The following is a 15580-nucleotide window of genomic DNA, read 5'->3' as shown; positions in this document are numbered from 1 at the left end:
TCTTCTCACCGCAGCTTCAGCGTCGAAAGGCCCACGAGGCACAGCAGCATCGTGATGATCCAGAAGCGCACCACGACCTGCGTCTCGCGCCAGCCGCTTTTCTCGAAGTGGTGGTGCAGCGGCGCCATCTTGAGCACGCGGCGGCCTTCGCCGTAGCGCTTCTTGGTGTACTTGAAGTACATGACCTGCGCCATCACCGAGATCGCCTCGACCACGAAGATGCCGCCCATGATGAAGAACACGATCTCCTGCCGCACGATGACTGCGATGGTGCCCAGCGCGCCGCCGAGCGCCAGCGCGCCCACGTCGCCCATGAAGACCTGTGCCGGATGGGTGTTGAACCAGAGGAACGCGAGGCCCGCGCCGGCCATGGCCGAGCAGAACACCAGCAGCTCGCCCGAACCCGGAATGTTGGGGAACAGCAGGTACTTGGAATACACCGCGCTGCCCGTGACGTAGGCGAACACCCCCAGCGCCGAGCCCACCATCACCACCGGCATGATCGCCAGGCCGTCGAGGCCGTCGGTCAGGTTGACCGCGTTGCTCGCGCCCACGATCACCAGGTAAGTGAGGATCACGAAGCCGATGCCGCCCAGCGGATAGCTCACTTCCTTGAAGAAAGGCACCAGGAGGTTGATCTTGGGCGGAAAGTCGAGGTCGAAGCCCGACTGCACCCAGGCGAAGAACAGCTGCAGCACGCGCCAGTTCGAGCTTTCCGAGATGCTGAAGAGCAGGTAGAAGCCGGCGATCAGGCCCACCACCGACTGCCAGAAATACTTCTCGCGCGAGCGCATGCCTTCCGGGTCCTTGCGCACCACCTTGCGCCAGTCGTCGACCCAGCCGATGGCGCCGAAGCCCAGCGTGACCCACAGCACGATCCAGACGAAGCGGTTGGAAGGGTCGAACCACATCAGCGTGGCGAAGGCGATCGCGAACAGCACCAGCACGCCGCCCATGGTGGGCGTGCCGCTCTTGGTCAGGTGCGTTTCCATGCCGTAGCCGCGCACCGGCTGGCCGATCTTGAGCGCGGCCAGGCGGCGGATCACGTAGGGGCCGGCCACCAGACCGACCACCAGCGCCGTCAGCGCAGCCATCAGCGCACGGAACGTGAGGTACTGGAAAACGCGCAGGAACCCGAACTCGGGCGAAATCGTTTGCAGCCATTGGGCCAGGCTCATCAGCATGTCGTGTCGCGCGGCTCATGCGTCATGACCGGCCTCCTTTTGTTGTTGTGATTGCTCGATCGCTTGCACCACGCGCTCCATCTTCATGAAGCGCGAGCCCTTGACGAGCACGCTCCCCACCTGGGGCAGCCGCGCCAGCACCGCTGCGCCGAGCGCCTCGATGTCCGGGAAATGGCGGCCGCTGTCGCCGCCATTGAAGGCGGCAATGCTGTGCGCGGTTTCGGCGCCCAGCGCGTACACGGCCTCGATGCCGCGCTGCCGCGCCCAGTCGCCGACCTCGGCATGGAATTCGGGTGCCCGGTCGCCGACCTCGCCCATGTCGCCGAGCACCAGCAGGCGCGGGCCGGGCAAGGCCGCGAGCACGTCGATGGCCGCGCGCACGGAATCGGGATTGGCGTTGTAGCTGTCGTCCACCAGCGTGAGCGAATGCCCGCCGGGCAGGACCACCTCACTCGCCTTGGAGCGGCCCTTCACAGGCACGAAGGCCGTGAGGCCGCGGGCAATGACCTCGGGCGGAATGCCGGCAGCGAGCGCACACGCGGTGGCCGCCAGCGCGTTGACGACGTTGTGCCGGCCCGCGATGTGCAGCTGCGCATCGAAGTCGCCCAACGGCGTGCGGATGCGGACTTGCCATGCGCCCTGCTGCCACTCGGCGCCAAGCAGCGAGATGTCGGCGTCTTCATGCTCGCCGAAGGTCATGCTGCGGCGCGTGGCACCGTCGCGTGCCATGTCGTTCCACAGCGGGGTGAACTCGTCGCCGTACGGGAACACCGCGGTGCCCCCCTCCGGCACGAAGGAAAACACCGCGCCGTTCTCGAGCGCCACCGCCTCGACGGTGGCCATGAACTCCAGGTGTTCGCGCTGGGCGTTGTTGACCAGCGCAATCGTCGGACGTGCGATGGCCGCCAGCCGGGCGATCTCGCCCGGGTGGTTCATGCCCAGCTCGACCACCGCATGCTGGTGCTTCGCGCGCAGGCGCAGCAGCGTCAGCGGAACGCCGATCTCGTTGTTGAAATTGCCGGCCGTCGCGAGTGCGCGGTCGCCCCTGAAGGCAACCAGCACGGCCGCGATCATCTGCGTGACTGTCGTCTTGCCGTTGCTGCCGGTCACGGCGATCAGCGGCAGATCGAACTGCGCACGCCAGCCTGCGGCAAGCGCACCGAGCGCGGCCAGCGAATCGGATACCTCCAGGCCGGCCAGGCCGGCCGCTTCCAGGCCGCCGTGGGCAATGGCGGCGACGGCGCCACGCGCCTTGGCATCGGCCAGGAACTCGTTGGCATCGAAGCGTTCGCCCTTGAGCGCCACGAACAGGTCGCCCGCGGCGAGCGTGCGGGTGTCCGTATGGACGCGGGCAATGGTGGTTGCGCCGTCGCCCACCAGGCGTGCGCCGGGAATCCATTGCTGCGCCTGGGCCAGTGTGAACATCAGCGGCGAATTGCTCATGCGGCACCTCGCTTCGAGAGCGCACCGAGCGCATGAGTCCGGTCGGAGAACGGGATGCGCTGGCCGGCAATTTCCTGCCAGGCTTCATGGCCCTTGCCGGCGAGGAGCACCACGTCCTGCGGCGCGGCCTGCGCAATGGCCTCGGCAATGGCGGCCGCGCGGTCGGGCTGCACCTGGGCCGCTTCGGGGCGCGACAGGCCGAGCAGCACCTGGCTGATGATCGCGTCGGGGTTCTCGCTGCGCGGGTTGTCGCTGGTCACGACCACGCGGTCGGCCTGGCGCTCGGCCACGGCCGCCATCATCGGGCGCTTGATCGGGTCGCGGTCGCCGCCGCAGCCGAACACGCACCAGAGCACGCCGCCGCGCTGCTGGGCGAGCGGACGCAGGCCGGCCAGCGCCTTGTCGAGGGCGTCGGGCGTATGGGCATAGTCGACCACCGCCAGCGGCGCATTGGCAGCGGCGCCCACGCGCTCCATGCGGCCCGGCACGCTGGTGAGGTTGGCGCAGGCCGCCACGGCCTGCGCGAGCGACAGCCCCAGCGCCCGCAATGTGCCGAGCACGCCCAGCAGATTGGCCACGTTGTACTGGCCGATCAGGCCGGTCGAAATGCGCTCCACCGTGGCCCCATCGTGTTCGGCCACCGAGAACTGCAGGCCCTGCGCGTCGTAGCCGACGTCGCGCGCCATGAGCCGCGCCGGCGCGCCGGCGGCCGACACGGTCCAGACGTCGAGCGCGCCGATGCCGGCTTCGAGCAGGTTCGCGCACAGGCTGGTGCCGTGCACGTCGTCGATGTTGATCACCGCGGCGCGCAGCCCGGGCCAGCGGAACAGCTCGGCCTTGGCCTGCCAGTAGGCCTCCATGCTGCCGTGGTAGTCGAGATGGTCCTGCGTGAAGTTGGTGAACACCGCCACCGCGATGCGCGCACCGTCGAGCCGGCGTTCGGCGATGCCGATCGACGAGGCCTCGATGGCGCAGGCGCCGAAGCCGCGCTCCACGAGCGCGCGCAGCTCGCGCTGCATCATCACCGGATCGGGCGTGGTGAGGCCGGTGTAGGTGAGCTCCGGCGGCACGCCGATGCCCAGCGTGCCCATGACCGCGCACGGCGAGGGCACGGCGCGTTCGGCGCTGCCGTCGAGCCGCGGCGCGCGAACGCCGCCGGGCACGGCCAGCGTGGAGAGCGATTCGGCGAGCCACCATGCGGTGGAGGTCTTGCCGTTGGTGCCGGTCACGGCCAGCACCTCAAGCGCAGCCGAGGGGTTGTCGTAGAAGGCCGATGCGATCGGCCCGGTGGCGGCCTTGAGGCCAGGGTAGCTTGCAATGCGGCCGTCGCCTTCGAAACCGAAGGCGTCGACGCCCTCGTGTTCGACCAGGCAGGCCGCCGCCCCCTGCGCCAGCGCCGAAGCCACGTGCCTGCGCCCGTCGGTGGCGGCACCGGGCCAGGCGATGAAGCCGTCGCCCGCGCCCACCGGCCGGCTGTCCGCATGCAGCGCGCCTTGTACGCGCTCCTTGAGCCAGCGCGCGGCGAGTGGGGGGGAAGTGAGTGTCAGCATGCTCAGAAACTCTCGTCGACGCCCTGCGTCACCACCAGAGGTTTGACCGCGAGGTCGGGCGGAACGTTCATCATGCGCAGGGTCTGCTGCACGACTTCGCTGAAAACGGGCGCGGCGGCCACGCCGCCGAAATACTGGCCGTCGCTCGGCTCGTCGATCATCACGCCGACGATGATCCGCGGCTTCTCGATCGGCGCCATGCCGGTGAACCAGGCGCGATATTTGTTGCTGGCGTAACCTTTGCCAACCTGCTTGTGCGCGGTGCCCGACTTGCCGCCGACCGAATAGCCGATGGTCTGCGCGCGCGTGCCGGTGCCGCCCGGGCCTGCCGCCATCTGCAGCATCTTGCGCACCGCCAGCGCATTCGAGGGCGAGAACACCCGCACGCCCACGGGCGACTCCGTGTTCTTGAGGATGGTGACGGGAATGATCGCGCCGTCATGCGCGAAGGCGGTGTACGAATGCGCCATCTGGAACAGCGACGCCGACAGGCCGTAACCATAGGCCATGGTGGCCTGCTCGACCGGCTTCCAGGTCTTCCAGGGGCGCAGGCGCCCCGTGACGGCGCCGGGGAACTGGATCTGCGGCTTCTGACCGTAGCCCAGCGCGGTGTAGGTGTCCCACATCTCGTGCGGGGTCATCTTTTGGGCGATCTTGAGCGCGCCCACGTTGCTCGACTTCTGGATCACGCCCTCGACCGTGAGCGTGCCGTAGTTGTGCGTGTCGCTGATGGTGAAGCCGCCCAGCTGGAAGCGGCCCGGCGAGGTCTCGATCAGCGTCGAGGGCTTCACGCGGCCGGCCTCCAGCGCCATGGCCACGGTGATCGGCTTCATGGTCGAGCCCGGCTCGAAGGTGTCGGTGAGCGCGCGGTTGCGCAGCTGTTCGCCGGTGAGGTTCTGGCGCTTGTCGGGCACGTAGCTCGGGTAGTTGGCCAGCGCCAGCACCTCGCCGGTGACCGCGTCGAGCACCACCACGCTGCCCGCCTTGGCCCTGCGGGCGGTCACGGCGTCGCGCAGCTTCTGGTAGGCGAAGAACTGCACCTTGCTGTCGACGCTGAGCTGGATGTCCTTGCCATCGACCGGCGGCACCTGTTCGCCCACGCCCTCGACCACGCGGCCCAGGCGGTCCTTGATGACGCGGCGCGATCCGGCCTTGCCGGCCAGGTCCTTGTTGAAGGAGAGCTCGATGCCTTCCTGCCCGTTGTCCTCGACGTTGGTGAAACCCACCACGTGCGCCGCGGCCTCGCCCTCGGGGTACTGGCGCTTGTATTCCTTGCGCTGGTAGAGGCCCTTGAGGTTGAGCGCGGCAATCTGCTTGGCAATGGGCTCGTCCACCTGGCGCTTGATCCAGACGAAGGTCTTGTCCTCGTCCTCGAGCTTCTTGTCGAAGTCCTTCTGCGGCATCTCGAGCAGCTTGGCCACCTGCTTGAGCTTGGCCCGCACCTCAGGGTCGTCGCGCTCGATGTCTTCCGGAATGGCCCAGATGCTCGGCGCCACCACGCTGGATGCCAGGATGAGGCCGTTGCGGTCGAGGATGCGTCCGCGGTTGGCCGGCAGCTCGAGCGTGCGCGCAAAGCGCACTTCGCCCTGCCGCTGGAAGAAGCTGTTGTTGAAGACCTGCACGTAGGCAGCGCGGCCCGCCAGCACCACGAAGCCGAAGGCGATGCCGGCGACGATGAACTTGCTGCGCCAGACCGGCGTCTTGCTCGCGAGCAAGGGACTGGTGGTGTAGCGGACGCTGCGGCGGCTCATCGCTGGGTCCTCGCGACGGGTTTCGGCGCCGGAGACGCGGGCGGCGCGGGCGGCGGCGCCACCACGGCCGGGATCACCGTGCCGTCGGGCCGCACGTACTGCGTGATGGCCGGCGTGGTGGTGCGCATCTGCAGCTGCTCCTTGGCCAGCTTCTCCACGCGCAACGGCGTGGCCTGCGCGCGCTTCTCCACCTGCAGCCGGTCGTGGTCGAGCTCGAGCCGCCGGGCTTCCTGCTGGGTGCGGTCGAGCTCGGTGTAGAGCTGGCGCGACAGGTACTGCGTGTGCACGAGGTAGAGCGCGGAGGCGACCACCGCGAGCAGCAGGAGCAGGTTCAAGCGCGCCACGTCAAACTTCCTGGGTGCGCTCGGCCACGCGCAGGATCGCGCTGCGCGAGCGCGGGTTGCCGTGCACTTCGGCGGCGGAGGGCTTGATGCGCTCGAGCGCGCGCAGCTTCATCGCCTTGGGGGCGGCGAACGGCGCGCGGCGGTCGTACACCTCCTTCGAGTGCCTGGCGATGAACTGCTTCACGATGCGGTCTTCCAGCGAATGGAAGCTGATCACCGCGAGCCGGCCCCGGGGCTGCAGCACGGAGAGGCTCGCCTCTAGCGCCTGTTGCAGCTCTTCAAGCTCGGCGTTGATGAAAATCCGAAAAGCCTGAAATGTGCGCGTTGCAGGGTTCTGGCCCGGCTCGCGGGTTTTGACCGCGCCAGCCACGAGCTCGGCCAGTTCGGTGGTGGTTGAAATTGCGCCCCGTTCTTGTCTGCGAGCAACAATCGCCTTTGCAATCTGAACAGCAAACCGTTCTTCGCCATAGTCACGGATCACCTCTGCAATCTGCTGAAGTTCGGCCGTTGCCAGCCAATCGGCCACGCTCTCGCCGCGCGTGGTGTCCATGCGCATGTCGAGCGGACCGTCGAAACGAAAACTGAAGCCGCGCACCGGGTTGTCGATTTGCGGCGAACTCACGCCCAGGTCCATCAGCACGCCCGCCACGCTGGCATCGGGCAATTCGCCCAGCGAACGGAATCCCTGGTGCCGGATGGAAAAACGCGCATCCGAGATGCGCGCTGCTTCGGCCACCGCTTCCGCATCCTTGTCGAATGCGATCAGCCTGCCTTCCGGTGCCAGCCGCGCGAGGATCGCGCGCGCATGCCCTCCGCGCCCGAAGGTCGCATCCACGTAGGTGCCGGTGGCTGCCGTGCTGCCGGAAAGAAGGGCTTCCACCGCTTCGTTCAGCAAGACGGTCGTATGGGTCCATGGAGTGTTCACGTGGGTCCTCAGAACGCGAAGTCCTGAAACACATCCGGCATCTCGCCCTGGGTGGCCTCGGCCTCCTTGGCCTCGTAGGTGGCCTTGTCCCAGAGCTCGAAGTGGTTGCCCATGCCCAGGAGCAGCGTTTCGCGCACGATGCCCGTGGCGGCGCGCAGTTCGGGCGACACCAGGACGCGCCCGGTGCCGTCCATCTCCACGTCCATGGCGTTGCCGAGGAAGACGCGCTTCCACCACTGTGCCGACATCGGCAGCGCAGCGATGCGCTCCCTGAATTTCTCCCACTCGGGACGCGGGAACACCATGAGGCAGCCGTGCGGATGCTTGGTGATCGTGAGCTGGCCGCCCGCCGTGGCGCTCAGGACGTCGCGATGCCGGGTCGGCACGGAGAGCCGCCCCTTGGCATCCAGACTGAGCGATGAAGCGCCTTGAAACACGACCAGAACCCCTGTATTGGGAATGCCGCGGCACCCGAAAGAGGCACCATCCGCACTTTTTCCCACTTAACTGCACTTTTTTGCACTGTAGCAGGAAACACTTCAGACGCAACTGGCCGTTGGTGGTATTTTTTGTAATGGAATCAACGACTTAGCGCCGATTTCCAAAGCTGGAAATCGGCGAATTTCGTTGAAAATTAAGCACTTAGCTCACGCAATGAATGTGATGCGTGAAGCACGACCGCCGTTACAGGGGCCGCAAAGCGGGCTTCAGAGGATGAAGCGCGAAAGATCTTCGTCGTGACTTAGTGCCGCAAGGCGCTCGTCGACATAAGCGGCATCGATGCGGATGGTCTGCCCCTCGATGCGGGTCGCGTCGAAGCTTACCTCATCCAGCAGACGCTCCATCACGGTCGACAAACGGCGCGCGCCGATGTTCTCCGTGCGCTCGTTGACCTCGAAGGCGATGCTGGCCAGCCGCGTGACGCCCTCGGGCGTGAATTCGAGCGTGACACCCTCGGTGGCGAGCAGCGCCTGGTACTGCTTCACGAGCGAGGCGCGGGTCTGCGTGAGGATGCTCTCGAAATCGGACACCGAGAGCGACTGCAACTCGACGCGGATCGGAAAACGCCCCTGCATCTCGGGAATCAGGTCGCTCGGCTTGCTGAGGTGGAAAGCACCGCTCGCGATGAACAGTATGTGGTCGGTGCGCACCACGCCGTACTTGGTGCTCACGGCCGTGCCCTCGACCAGCGGCAGCAGGTCGCGCTGCACGCCCTGGCGCGACACGTCGGAGCCTTGCGCCTCGCTGCGCGTGGCGACCTTGTCGATCTCGTCGATGAAGACGATGCCGTTCTGCTCGGCGTTGGTGATGGCCTGCGTGCGGATCTCGTCCTCGTTGACGAGCTTGGCCGCTTCCTCGTCGATCAGCAGGCGCAGCGCCTCGGCGATCTTGAGCTTGCGCGTCTTGCGCTTGCCGCCGCCGAGCTGGCCGAACATGCCGCGCAGCTGCTCGGTCATTTCCTCCATGCCGGCCGGGCCCATGATCTCGAGCGGGGCGCGGGTTTCGGCCAGGTCGAGCTCGATTTCCTTGTCGTCGAGCTGGTGCTCGCGCAGCTTCTTGCGGAAGGCCTGCCGGGTGGGGTTGGGGCCGTCCAGCGCGGGGGTTGCGCCGTCGGCGCCGCGCGCGGGCGGCAGCAGCACGTCGAGGATGCGGTCTTCGGCGGCGTCCTCGGCGCGCGCGCGCACCTTGGCGCTTTCGGATTCGCGCGTCTGCTTGACGGCAATTTCGGCCAGGTCGCGGATGATCGAATCGACGTCCTTGCCGACGTAGCCCACCTCGGTGAACTTGGTGGCCTCCACCTTGATGAAGGGCGCATCCGCCAGCCGGGCGAGGCGGCGCGCGATCTCGGTCTTGCCCACGCCCGTGGGGCCGATCATGAGGATGTTCTTGGGCGTGATCTCGGCGCGCAGCTTCTCTTCGACCTGCTGGCGGCGCCAGCGGTTGCGCAGCGCAATGGCCACGGCCCGCTTGGCTCCCGGCTGGCCGACGATGTGATTGTCGAGCTCGGAGACGATTTCCTGCGGAGTCATGGACATGGTCAGAGCGCTTCCACCGTGTGGTTCATGTTCGTGTAAATGCAGATTTCACCCGCTATCGTGAGCGATTTGCGCACAATTTGCTCGGCCGTGAGGTCGGTGTTGTCGATCAGCGCCTTGGCTGCCGACTGCGCATAGGCGCCGCCCGAGCCGATGGCGATCACGCCGTCTTCGGGCTCCAGCACGTCGCCGTTGCCGGTGATGATGAGCGAGGTGGTGGCGTCGGCCACGGCCAGCATGGCCTCGAGCTTGCGCAGCACGCGGTCGGTGCGCCAGTCCTTGGTGAGCTCGACGGCGGCGCGGGTGAGGTGCCCCTGATGCTTTTCGAGCTTGGCCTCGAAGCGCTCGAAGAGCGTGAAGGCGTCGGCCGTGGCGCCGGCAAAGCCTGCGAGCACCTTGCCGTGATAGAGCCGGCGCACCTTGCGCGCGGTGCCCTTGATGACGATATTGCCGAGAGTGACCTGCCCGTCCCCGCCAATGGCGACCTGATCGCCCTGGGGGGTCTTGCGGCGCACGCTCACGATGGTGGTGCCGTGAAACTGTTCCATCGAAGCCATCTGGGGATGCCACAAGGCAATGCAACCCCGCGCCTGCTACCGAATGTGGCCAGGGCCTGTAACAGGCCTAGTTCTTCCGGATGGCCACCGTCGCGTGGTCGGCGATGCCAACCAGATCGAACATCGCCGCGATCAGGCGGTGGGCGTCCACGAACTGGACCCGCTCGCCCTGGGCGTCCCGCGCCCGCACCCAGCCGAGCAGCGTGCTGGCGGCGGCCAGGTCCATGCGCAGCAGTGCGGCGCACGAGATGACGGGCGCCGTGGTGTTGCGCAGGTCCGCATCCAGCCGCTGCAGGCTCGAATGCGCTTCGCCGCGCAGATCGCCGGCCAGCGCAGCAAAGCCGGTGTCGGTGGAGGGAAAGCTCTCCGATTCGCCATGGACCGAGAGCAGCGACCACACGGAGCCCGAATGGCCTGCCGCCGGTGCGGCCACCGAGGCGCAGGCGCCCTTCGGGTCTTGCCAGGCCGGCGGCGACACCTCGTAGGTGATGCAGTAGTTGAGCGCCACCAGTTCGAAATCGTCGGGCATGTTCATCATGCGCAACGCAGCCAGGTGCAGCTGCCACCAGACGTCCTGCGTGCCGCGCTCGTTGCTGGGCGTTGCCTCGGCCAGCACGGCCAGCAGTTTCGCGGCCCCGATGAAGCGCAGCTGAACCGGCGAATCGGCCCAATGGGCAAACAGCACGCGCAGGGGCGCGGCGGCATCGGCCTCGATGGCGAGCAGCGCACGCCAGTCGAGCGTCCAGACCGAGCCGGCCTGCGACAACGCCCGCGTGAGCTGGATCAATCCGTCGCGCGCCAGGCGTGCCGGGCTGACCCAGTCGGCGCCGACCGGCGCCAGTTCGGCAAGCTCGCTGGCGGCCACCGCCTTCACGTTGCGCGCCAGTTCGTCGAGCGAGACCCAGTCGGGCCCCATGCGCTTCATGCGCTGTGCATAGCGCATGCGGGCGGCGGCAAACCTGGCGGCGTCGCCGGTGGCGCGGTACAGGTCGAACAACGCGCGCCAGCGCGCATCGTCGCGCTCGGTGGTGGCGTGGTCGGCCTCGCCCGCAGTGGCTGCACCCTCGGAGGCCAGGGCCTGAAGAAGAATGGCCTCGGCGCCGGCATCGTCGCCGTGCGCGAAGCGGATCACGGCTTCTTCGAGCGCGCCGTCGCGCGCGAGCCGCGCCGACAGCAGCGATGCGCCGCTGACCGCCGGACTCCCCGCAGCAGGCGCGGCAGGCGCGGGCGCAGGGCCGTAGGTCGGCGCGGCAAGCAGGCTGGCCAGCTCGTCCGCATCCACGGGCGGCGGCAGGGTTTCGGCGCCAGCGTCGGGCGGCGCATTGGACAGCACCTCGCCGTTGGGGCCGCGGCCCTTCCACCACTGCTGCGACATCTGCTCCTCGATCTCGTCGATCTTCTTGAGCGTGAGCGCGCGCCCCTCGGACTTTTCCGTGGTGCTGTTCAGGTTGAAGGAAGACGGCGTGACCGTTCCTTCGAATGCGTGGGCGGCGGCTTCGCGCTGGCGAAGCTTGCGCAGCATGTCGAACTCGCGCCGGCGAACGAAATCGTTGCGCTGGCGCCGCTCGATCATCTCCTTGAGCATTTCCCGGCTGTAGGCCTGCTCGGGCAGCGTGGAATCCGCAGTTGCATTCAGCTCGGACCAATCCTTGAGCGGATTGCGGACGAATTTCGCCACCTTGGAAAAAAGGCGGCCCGACTCTTCCTTTGGCATCGACGAGATTTCGAGGCGAACAGTTCTCTTCGGCCGCTCAGTCCCCGAACATCTTCTGCTTGAGCTCGCGGCGCTGCTGCGCTTCGAGCGACAGCGTGGCGGTGGGACGCGCCAGCAGCCGGCCGACGCCGATGGGCTCGCCGGTCTCGTCGCAGTAGCCGTAGTCGCCGGCGTCGATGCGCTGGATCGATTGCTCGATCTTCTTCAGCAGCTTGCGCTCGCGGTCGCGCGTGCGCAGTTCGAGCGCGTGCTCTTCCTCGATGGTCGCGCGGTCGGCCGGATCCGGCACCACCACGGTGTCTTCACGCAGATGCTCGGTGGTTTCGCCGGCGTTTTCGAGGATGCCGCGCTTGAGTTCCACGAGCTTCAGGCGGAAGAACGCCATCTGCTTTTCGTTCATGTACTCGGTATCGGGCATGGCGATCACCTCGGCGTCGGTCAACTCGGCAGCCGACTTGGCCTTCCAGTTGTTGGCGAGCTTCGGGTCTTTTTTCACCGCGATGGGGGGCGGCGGCACCAGCGCATGGGAAGGCGCCTGCGAGAAGGAAGACTTGGCAGCGGTGGAAGCCACCGATTGCGGCATGGAAGGCACGGTCAGCTGCGACAGCCGGGACACGCGGCCACCTCGCGCGGGGGCGGGTGCAGCGGTCTGAGCGGGCATCGAAGGTGTCGCCGTGGCGGAAGAAGAGGCGGCAGCCGTTTTTTTCATTGGGATCGGAGGGGCAGAAGGAACGGCAGCAGTGCGGCCGACGGTTTTGGATGGCGGTTGACCCGCAACTGCAGTTTTGGTTGCACTCCTGGCCGGGGCGGATGCCACCGGCGGCGCAGCAGACTTTGCAGGCTTGACGGGCTTCTTTGCAACGGTCCCGGCCTTGGCCGATGGCGTTGCTGGCTTCTTTGGAGCGCTTTTTGGTTTCGTGGCCGGGGCCTTTGCAGCGGAAGAACTCTTTTTTGCCGCGGGTACAGCCGGCTTTGCAGCCGCCGCTTTCTTGGCGGCGGGCTTGGTTGCTGGCGTAGCCTTGGCGGCGGGTTTCTTCACGGTGACTGGCTCCTTGAACGAACTGGAACGCGCTTTCACTGGGTGTCTCCTCCCAAGGGAACCACCGCGGTTTCAAGCCGCGCGGGCTCCACTCGTCGGAGTGCTCGCAGTGGCGAACCCCGGGGTTATACCCCCGAAAGCCCGCCAGGAACCTGCGGCGCCCCGCGCCGTAAGCCACATCTCGTCCATCGGACGAAGGCGTGGCTGCCGGAACAGGCGCGCGATTGTATAGAGAACTCGAAACGAAGGGTGATGTGGTTGCAGCCCCCTTGCCTCCAGTAGCATCGCCGCGTTGCCGGAGGGGGCAGCAAGACCTGCCGAAATCGCCGAGGGAGCGGCGCGGGTCGATCCCATTCATACAAGAGAGAAATCAATCTTGAGCAAAAATGCAGTTTTGGGCACGCTGGCTGCGGCCATCGCGCTTGCCTATGGTGGCGGCACGTGGTTGGCCGGCTCGAAAGTAAAGTCCAGCTACGAGGCCGCGCTGGACCAGGTGCCGAAGCAGACCGCGCTGGTGCGCGTGGTCGAACGCAGCTACGAACGCGGCTTCTTCGGCGCCGTCAGCACCGTGACGCTCGAGCTCGGCTGCGCAGCCGATGCCGCGGCGCAGGTGCCTGCCATCAGGCCCGCCGAGGAGGAGGACGAAGAGGAAGAAGCCGCCACGCCGTTCAAGGCGGTGCGCTTCACCTTCCGCGACACCATCCGCCATGGCCCGTTCGCCGGCGGCACGCTGGCGGCAGCCACCATCGACAGCGAACTGGTGCTGGACGTGAAGGGCCAGGCCAAGGCCGAACAGATCTTCGGCAAGGCCAAGCCCCTGACGGCGCGCACCAAGGTGGCGTTCGACGGCGCCTACACCACCGACCTGGCGGTGGCGCCCGCCAGGCTGGCCGAAGAAGGCAAGGCCCAGTTCGCCTGGCAAGGCGCGCAGGCCCGCATCGAGATGAACGGCGCCCGGACCCACGTGCACTACGACCTGACGATGCCGGGGCTGGATGTCAGCGATGCGCGCACCGGCGCCACGCTGAAGATGGGCAAGCTGGCCGGCAAGGCCGACATGGACAAGAGCGCCGGCTGGATCCTGGCCACGGGCAAGACCGAAGCCCGGCTCGACAGCCTCGAGTTCGCAGCCCCCAAGGGCCTGGGCGGCGCCGCGGGCAGCGAAGGCAAGGCCCTGCCGGCCGTGCTGCTGCAGAACATCGACATGTTCGCCGAAGCCACCATCGCGGACGGGCTCTACGCATCGACCGGCACGGTCAAGGGCGCCGGCAGGATCGGCGACACGAAGATTGACAAGTTCGAGATGAGCAGCGGCGGGCGCCGCATTCACGCCGCCGGCTACAAGAAGCTGGCCGATGCCTGGATGCAGTCGAGCGCCGCGAACGGCTGCGGCAAGGGCGGCAACAAGGCCTCGCAGGCGGCGATGAAGGTGCTGTTCGACCAATTGGCGCCCGACCTCAAGGCCATGGCCAAGTACAGCCCCGAGATCGGGCTCGACAGGATGCTGGTCGAAATCGGCGGCAAGCGCGGCGAAATCAGCTACACGGCCGGCATGGCCGGCGTGACCGACGAAGACCTGCAGGCTCCCGGCATGGCGCTGCTCATGAAGCGCGGCGTGCTCAAGGCCAGCGCGCGGCTGCCGATGCAATGGCTGGAGCAGATTGCCGCCACCGGCGCCGACAGCGGCCAGACGCCGCCGCCCGAAATGATGGCGGGGCTGGTCGAGCAAGGCGAGGAAAAGGGCTTCGTCAAGCGCGAGGGCGATGACGTCACCGCGCAGCTCGAATACGCCGAAGGCAGCCTGAGGCTCAACGGCAAGCCGCTGGGCGCTCCGGGCAAGTAAGCCCAGGCAATAAAAAAGGCGTTGCCCCTTCCGGGGGCAGCGCCTTTTTGTTTATGCGGGCAATGCTTCGTCAGACCAGGCACTGCTCGAGCCCCTGCTCGAGAATTTCGCGCGGCAGCTCGATGCCGATGAACACCATGCGGCTCTGGCGCGCTTCGTCCTTGCCCCACTCCGGGCCCAAATCGCTGCCCATCAGCTGGTGCACGCCCTGGAAGATCACCTTGCGCTCGGTGCCCTTCATGTTCAGCACGCCCTTGTAGCGCAGCATGCGCGGGCCGTAGATGTTGACGATGGCGCCCAGGAAGTCTTCCAGCTTGGCCGGGTCGAAGGGACGGTCGGCCTTGTAGACGAAGCTCTTGACGTCGTCGTCGGTGTGGTGATGGTGGCCGTGCCCCTCGTGCTTGTGCGAGGGGTGGTCGCAATTTTCGCCATGCGCGTGGTCATGGTCGTGATGGTCCTCTTCTTCCTTGAGGAAGTCGGGGTCGATGTCGAGCTTGGCGTTCAGGTTGAAGCCGCGCAGGTCGAAGATGTCCTTCAGCGGCACGTCGCCGAAATGCGCCTTCTGCTGCGGCGCGCGCGGGTTCATGTGCTTCAGGCGATGAATGAGCGCATCGGTCTCCTCCGCCGACACCAGCTCGCTCTTGCTGATGAAGATCTGGTCGGCAAAGCCCACCTGGCGGCGCGCCTCCTGGCGGTCGTTGAGCTGCTGCGGCGCATGCTTGGCGTCGACCAGCGTCAGGATGGAGTCGAGCAGGTAGCTCTCGGCGATCTCGTCGTCCATGAAGAAGGTCTGCGCCACGGGGCCGGGGTCGGCCAGGCCGGTGGTCTCGATCACCACGCGGTCGAAGTCGAGCAGGCCCTTGCGCTTCTTGGCGGCCAGCAACTGCAGCGCCTCGCGCAGGTCTTCGCGGATGGTGCAGCAGACACAGCCGTTGCTCATCTGCACGATCTGCTCCTTCGATTCGGTCACGAGGATGTCGCTGTCGATGTTCTCTTCGCCGAACTCGTTTTCGATCACCGCGATCTTCTGGCCATGGGCCTCGGTCAGGATGCGCTTGAGCAGCGTGGTCTTGCCCGAGCCCAGGAAGCCGGTGAGGATGGTGGCGGGAATGAGGGCCATGGTGTGCTCCGGAAACGGAAAACAGGAAGAAAGGGGATGGGCCGGCAGTTTAGCCAATGCCACTCAGTTGCGTT

13 protein-coding genes are annotated in these 15580 nt (G+C 66.9%); 1 reads left to right on the top strand and 12 read right to left on the bottom strand.

Annotated features, from left to right (window positions below):
• Positions 1 to 5: 5 nt before the first annotated feature.
• The 11 genes from mraY to dksA all read right to left on the bottom strand — a co-directional run bounded on the left by mraY (position 6) and on the right by dksA (position 12543).
• Positions 6 to 1184, bottom strand: coding sequence for a phospho-N-acetylmuramoyl-pentapeptide-transferase (gene mraY / locus VAPA_RS04795; RefSeq protein WP_021005638.1), 1179 nt, complete (start codon positions 1182 to 1184; stop codon positions 6 to 8).
• Positions 1185 to 1199: 15 nt separating this feature from the next.
• Positions 1200 to 2627, bottom strand: a complete 1428-nt coding sequence (locus VAPA_RS04790) for a UDP-N-acetylmuramoyl-tripeptide--D-alanyl-D-alanine ligase (protein WP_021005637.1) — start codon at positions 2625 to 2627, stop codon at positions 1200 to 1202.
• Positions 2624 to 4177 carry a Mur ligase family protein gene (locus VAPA_RS04785; protein WP_021005636.1) on the bottom strand — a complete coding sequence of 518 codons (1554 nt, stop codon included), beginning with the start codon at positions 4175 to 4177 and terminating at the stop codon, positions 2624 to 2626. Before VAPA_RS04785 ends, VAPA_RS04790 begins: the two co-directional genes overlap by 4 nt.
• 2 nt (positions 4178 to 4179) lie before the next feature.
• Positions 4180 to 5928 carry a peptidoglycan D,D-transpeptidase FtsI family protein gene (locus tag VAPA_RS04780; protein WP_021005635.1) on the bottom strand — a complete coding sequence of 583 codons (1749 nt, stop codon included), beginning with the start codon at positions 5926 to 5928 and terminating at the stop codon, positions 4180 to 4182.
• The gene (gene ftsL / locus VAPA_RS04775) at positions 5925 to 6272 is read right to left on the bottom strand and encodes a cell division protein FtsL (protein WP_021005634.1); all 348 of its coding nucleotides are present in this window, start codon (positions 6270 to 6272) and stop codon (positions 5925 to 5927) included. Before ftsL ends, VAPA_RS04780 begins: the two co-directional genes overlap by 4 nt.
• Before the next feature lies 1 nt (position 6273).
• Complete coding sequence (gene rsmH, locus VAPA_RS04770) at positions 6274 to 7197, bottom strand: 16S rRNA (cytosine(1402)-N(4))-methyltransferase RsmH (protein WP_021005633.1); 924 nt, start codon at positions 7195 to 7197, stop codon at positions 6274 to 6276.
• An 8-nt stretch (positions 7198 to 7205) separates the two neighbouring features.
• On the bottom strand, positions 7206 to 7634 hold the full coding sequence (gene mraZ / locus VAPA_RS04765; RefSeq protein WP_021005632.1) for a division/cell wall cluster transcriptional repressor MraZ: 429 nt from the start codon (positions 7632 to 7634) through the stop codon (positions 7206 to 7208).
• A 270-nt stretch (positions 7635 to 7904) separates the two neighbouring features.
• A complete protein-coding gene (gene hslU, locus VAPA_RS04760) occupies positions 7905 to 9233 on the bottom strand; it encodes an ATP-dependent protease ATPase subunit HslU (RefSeq protein ID WP_021005631.1) in 1329 nt (442 codons plus the stop codon).
• Between the two features lie 2 nt (positions 9234 to 9235).
• Complete coding sequence (gene hslV, locus VAPA_RS04755; protein WP_021005630.1) at positions 9236 to 9781, bottom strand: ATP-dependent protease subunit HslV; 546 nt, start codon at positions 9779 to 9781, stop codon at positions 9236 to 9238.
• 76 nt (positions 9782 to 9857) lie between these two features.
• Positions 9858 to 11504, bottom strand: a complete 1647-nt coding sequence (locus VAPA_RS04750) for an STAS domain-containing protein (RefSeq protein ID WP_021005629.1) — start codon at positions 11502 to 11504, stop codon at positions 9858 to 9860.
• A gap of 37 nt (positions 11505 to 11541) precedes the next feature.
• Complete coding sequence (gene dksA / locus VAPA_RS35585) at positions 11542 to 12543, bottom strand: RNA polymerase-binding protein DksA (RefSeq protein ID WP_230559008.1); 1002 nt, start codon at positions 12541 to 12543, stop codon at positions 11542 to 11544.
• A gap of 376 nt (positions 12544 to 12919) precedes the next feature.
• Here dksA and VAPA_RS04740 point away from each other — a divergent pair, with 376 nt between their 5' ends.
• Positions 12920 to 14386, top strand: a complete 1467-nt coding sequence (locus VAPA_RS04740; RefSeq protein ID WP_021005627.1) for a YdgA family protein — start codon at positions 12920 to 12922, stop codon at positions 14384 to 14386.
• Between the two features lie 70 nt (positions 14387 to 14456).
• Here VAPA_RS04740 and VAPA_RS04735 read toward each other — a convergent pair whose 3' ends face one another.
• Entirely contained in the window at positions 14457 to 15506 is a 1050-nt protein-coding gene (locus tag VAPA_RS04735) for a CobW family GTP-binding protein (RefSeq protein ID WP_021005626.1), read from the bottom strand.
• Positions 15507 to 15580: the final 74 nt, after the last annotated feature.

The sequence above is a fragment of the Variovorax paradoxus B4 genome (genome assembly GCF_000463015.1).
Classification (GTDB): Bacteria; Pseudomonadota; Gammaproteobacteria; order Burkholderiales; family Burkholderiaceae_C; genus Variovorax; species Variovorax paradoxus_E.
The sequence above is the reverse complement of the archived record's forward strand: the minus strand, read 5'-3'. Positions and strand labels throughout refer to the sequence as shown.

Bases quoted from the DNA above. Each gene is read 5' to 3' on its own strand.
- mraY (WP_021005638.1), bottom strand. From the start codon at position 1,184: ATGCTGATGAGCCTGGCCCAATGGCTGCAAACGATTTCGCCCGAGTTC.
- VAPA_RS04790 (WP_021005637.1), bottom strand. From the start codon at position 2,627: ATGAGCAATTCGCCGCTGATGTTCACACTGGCCCAGGCGCAGCAATGG.
- VAPA_RS04785 (WP_021005636.1), bottom strand. From the start codon at position 4,177: ATGCTGACACTCACTTCCCCCCCACTCGCCGCGCGCTGGCTCAAGGAG.
- VAPA_RS04780 (WP_021005635.1), bottom strand. From the start codon at position 5,928: ATGAGCCGCCGCAGCGTCCGCTACACCACCAGTCCCTTGCTCGCGAGC.
- hslU (WP_021005631.1), bottom strand. From the start codon at position 9,233: ATGTCCATGACTCCGCAGGAAATCGTCTCCGAGCTCGACAATCACATC.
- hslV (WP_021005630.1), bottom strand. From the start codon at position 9,781: ATGGAACAGTTTCACGGCACCACCATCGTGAGCGTGCGCCGCAAGACC.
- VAPA_RS04750 (WP_021005629.1), bottom strand. From the start codon at position 11,504: ATGCCAAAGGAAGAGTCGGGCCGCCTTTTTTCCAAGGTGGCGAAATTC.
- VAPA_RS04735 (WP_021005626.1), bottom strand. From the start codon at position 15,506: ATGGCCCTCATTCCCGCCACCATCCTCACCGGCTTCCTGGGCTCGGGC.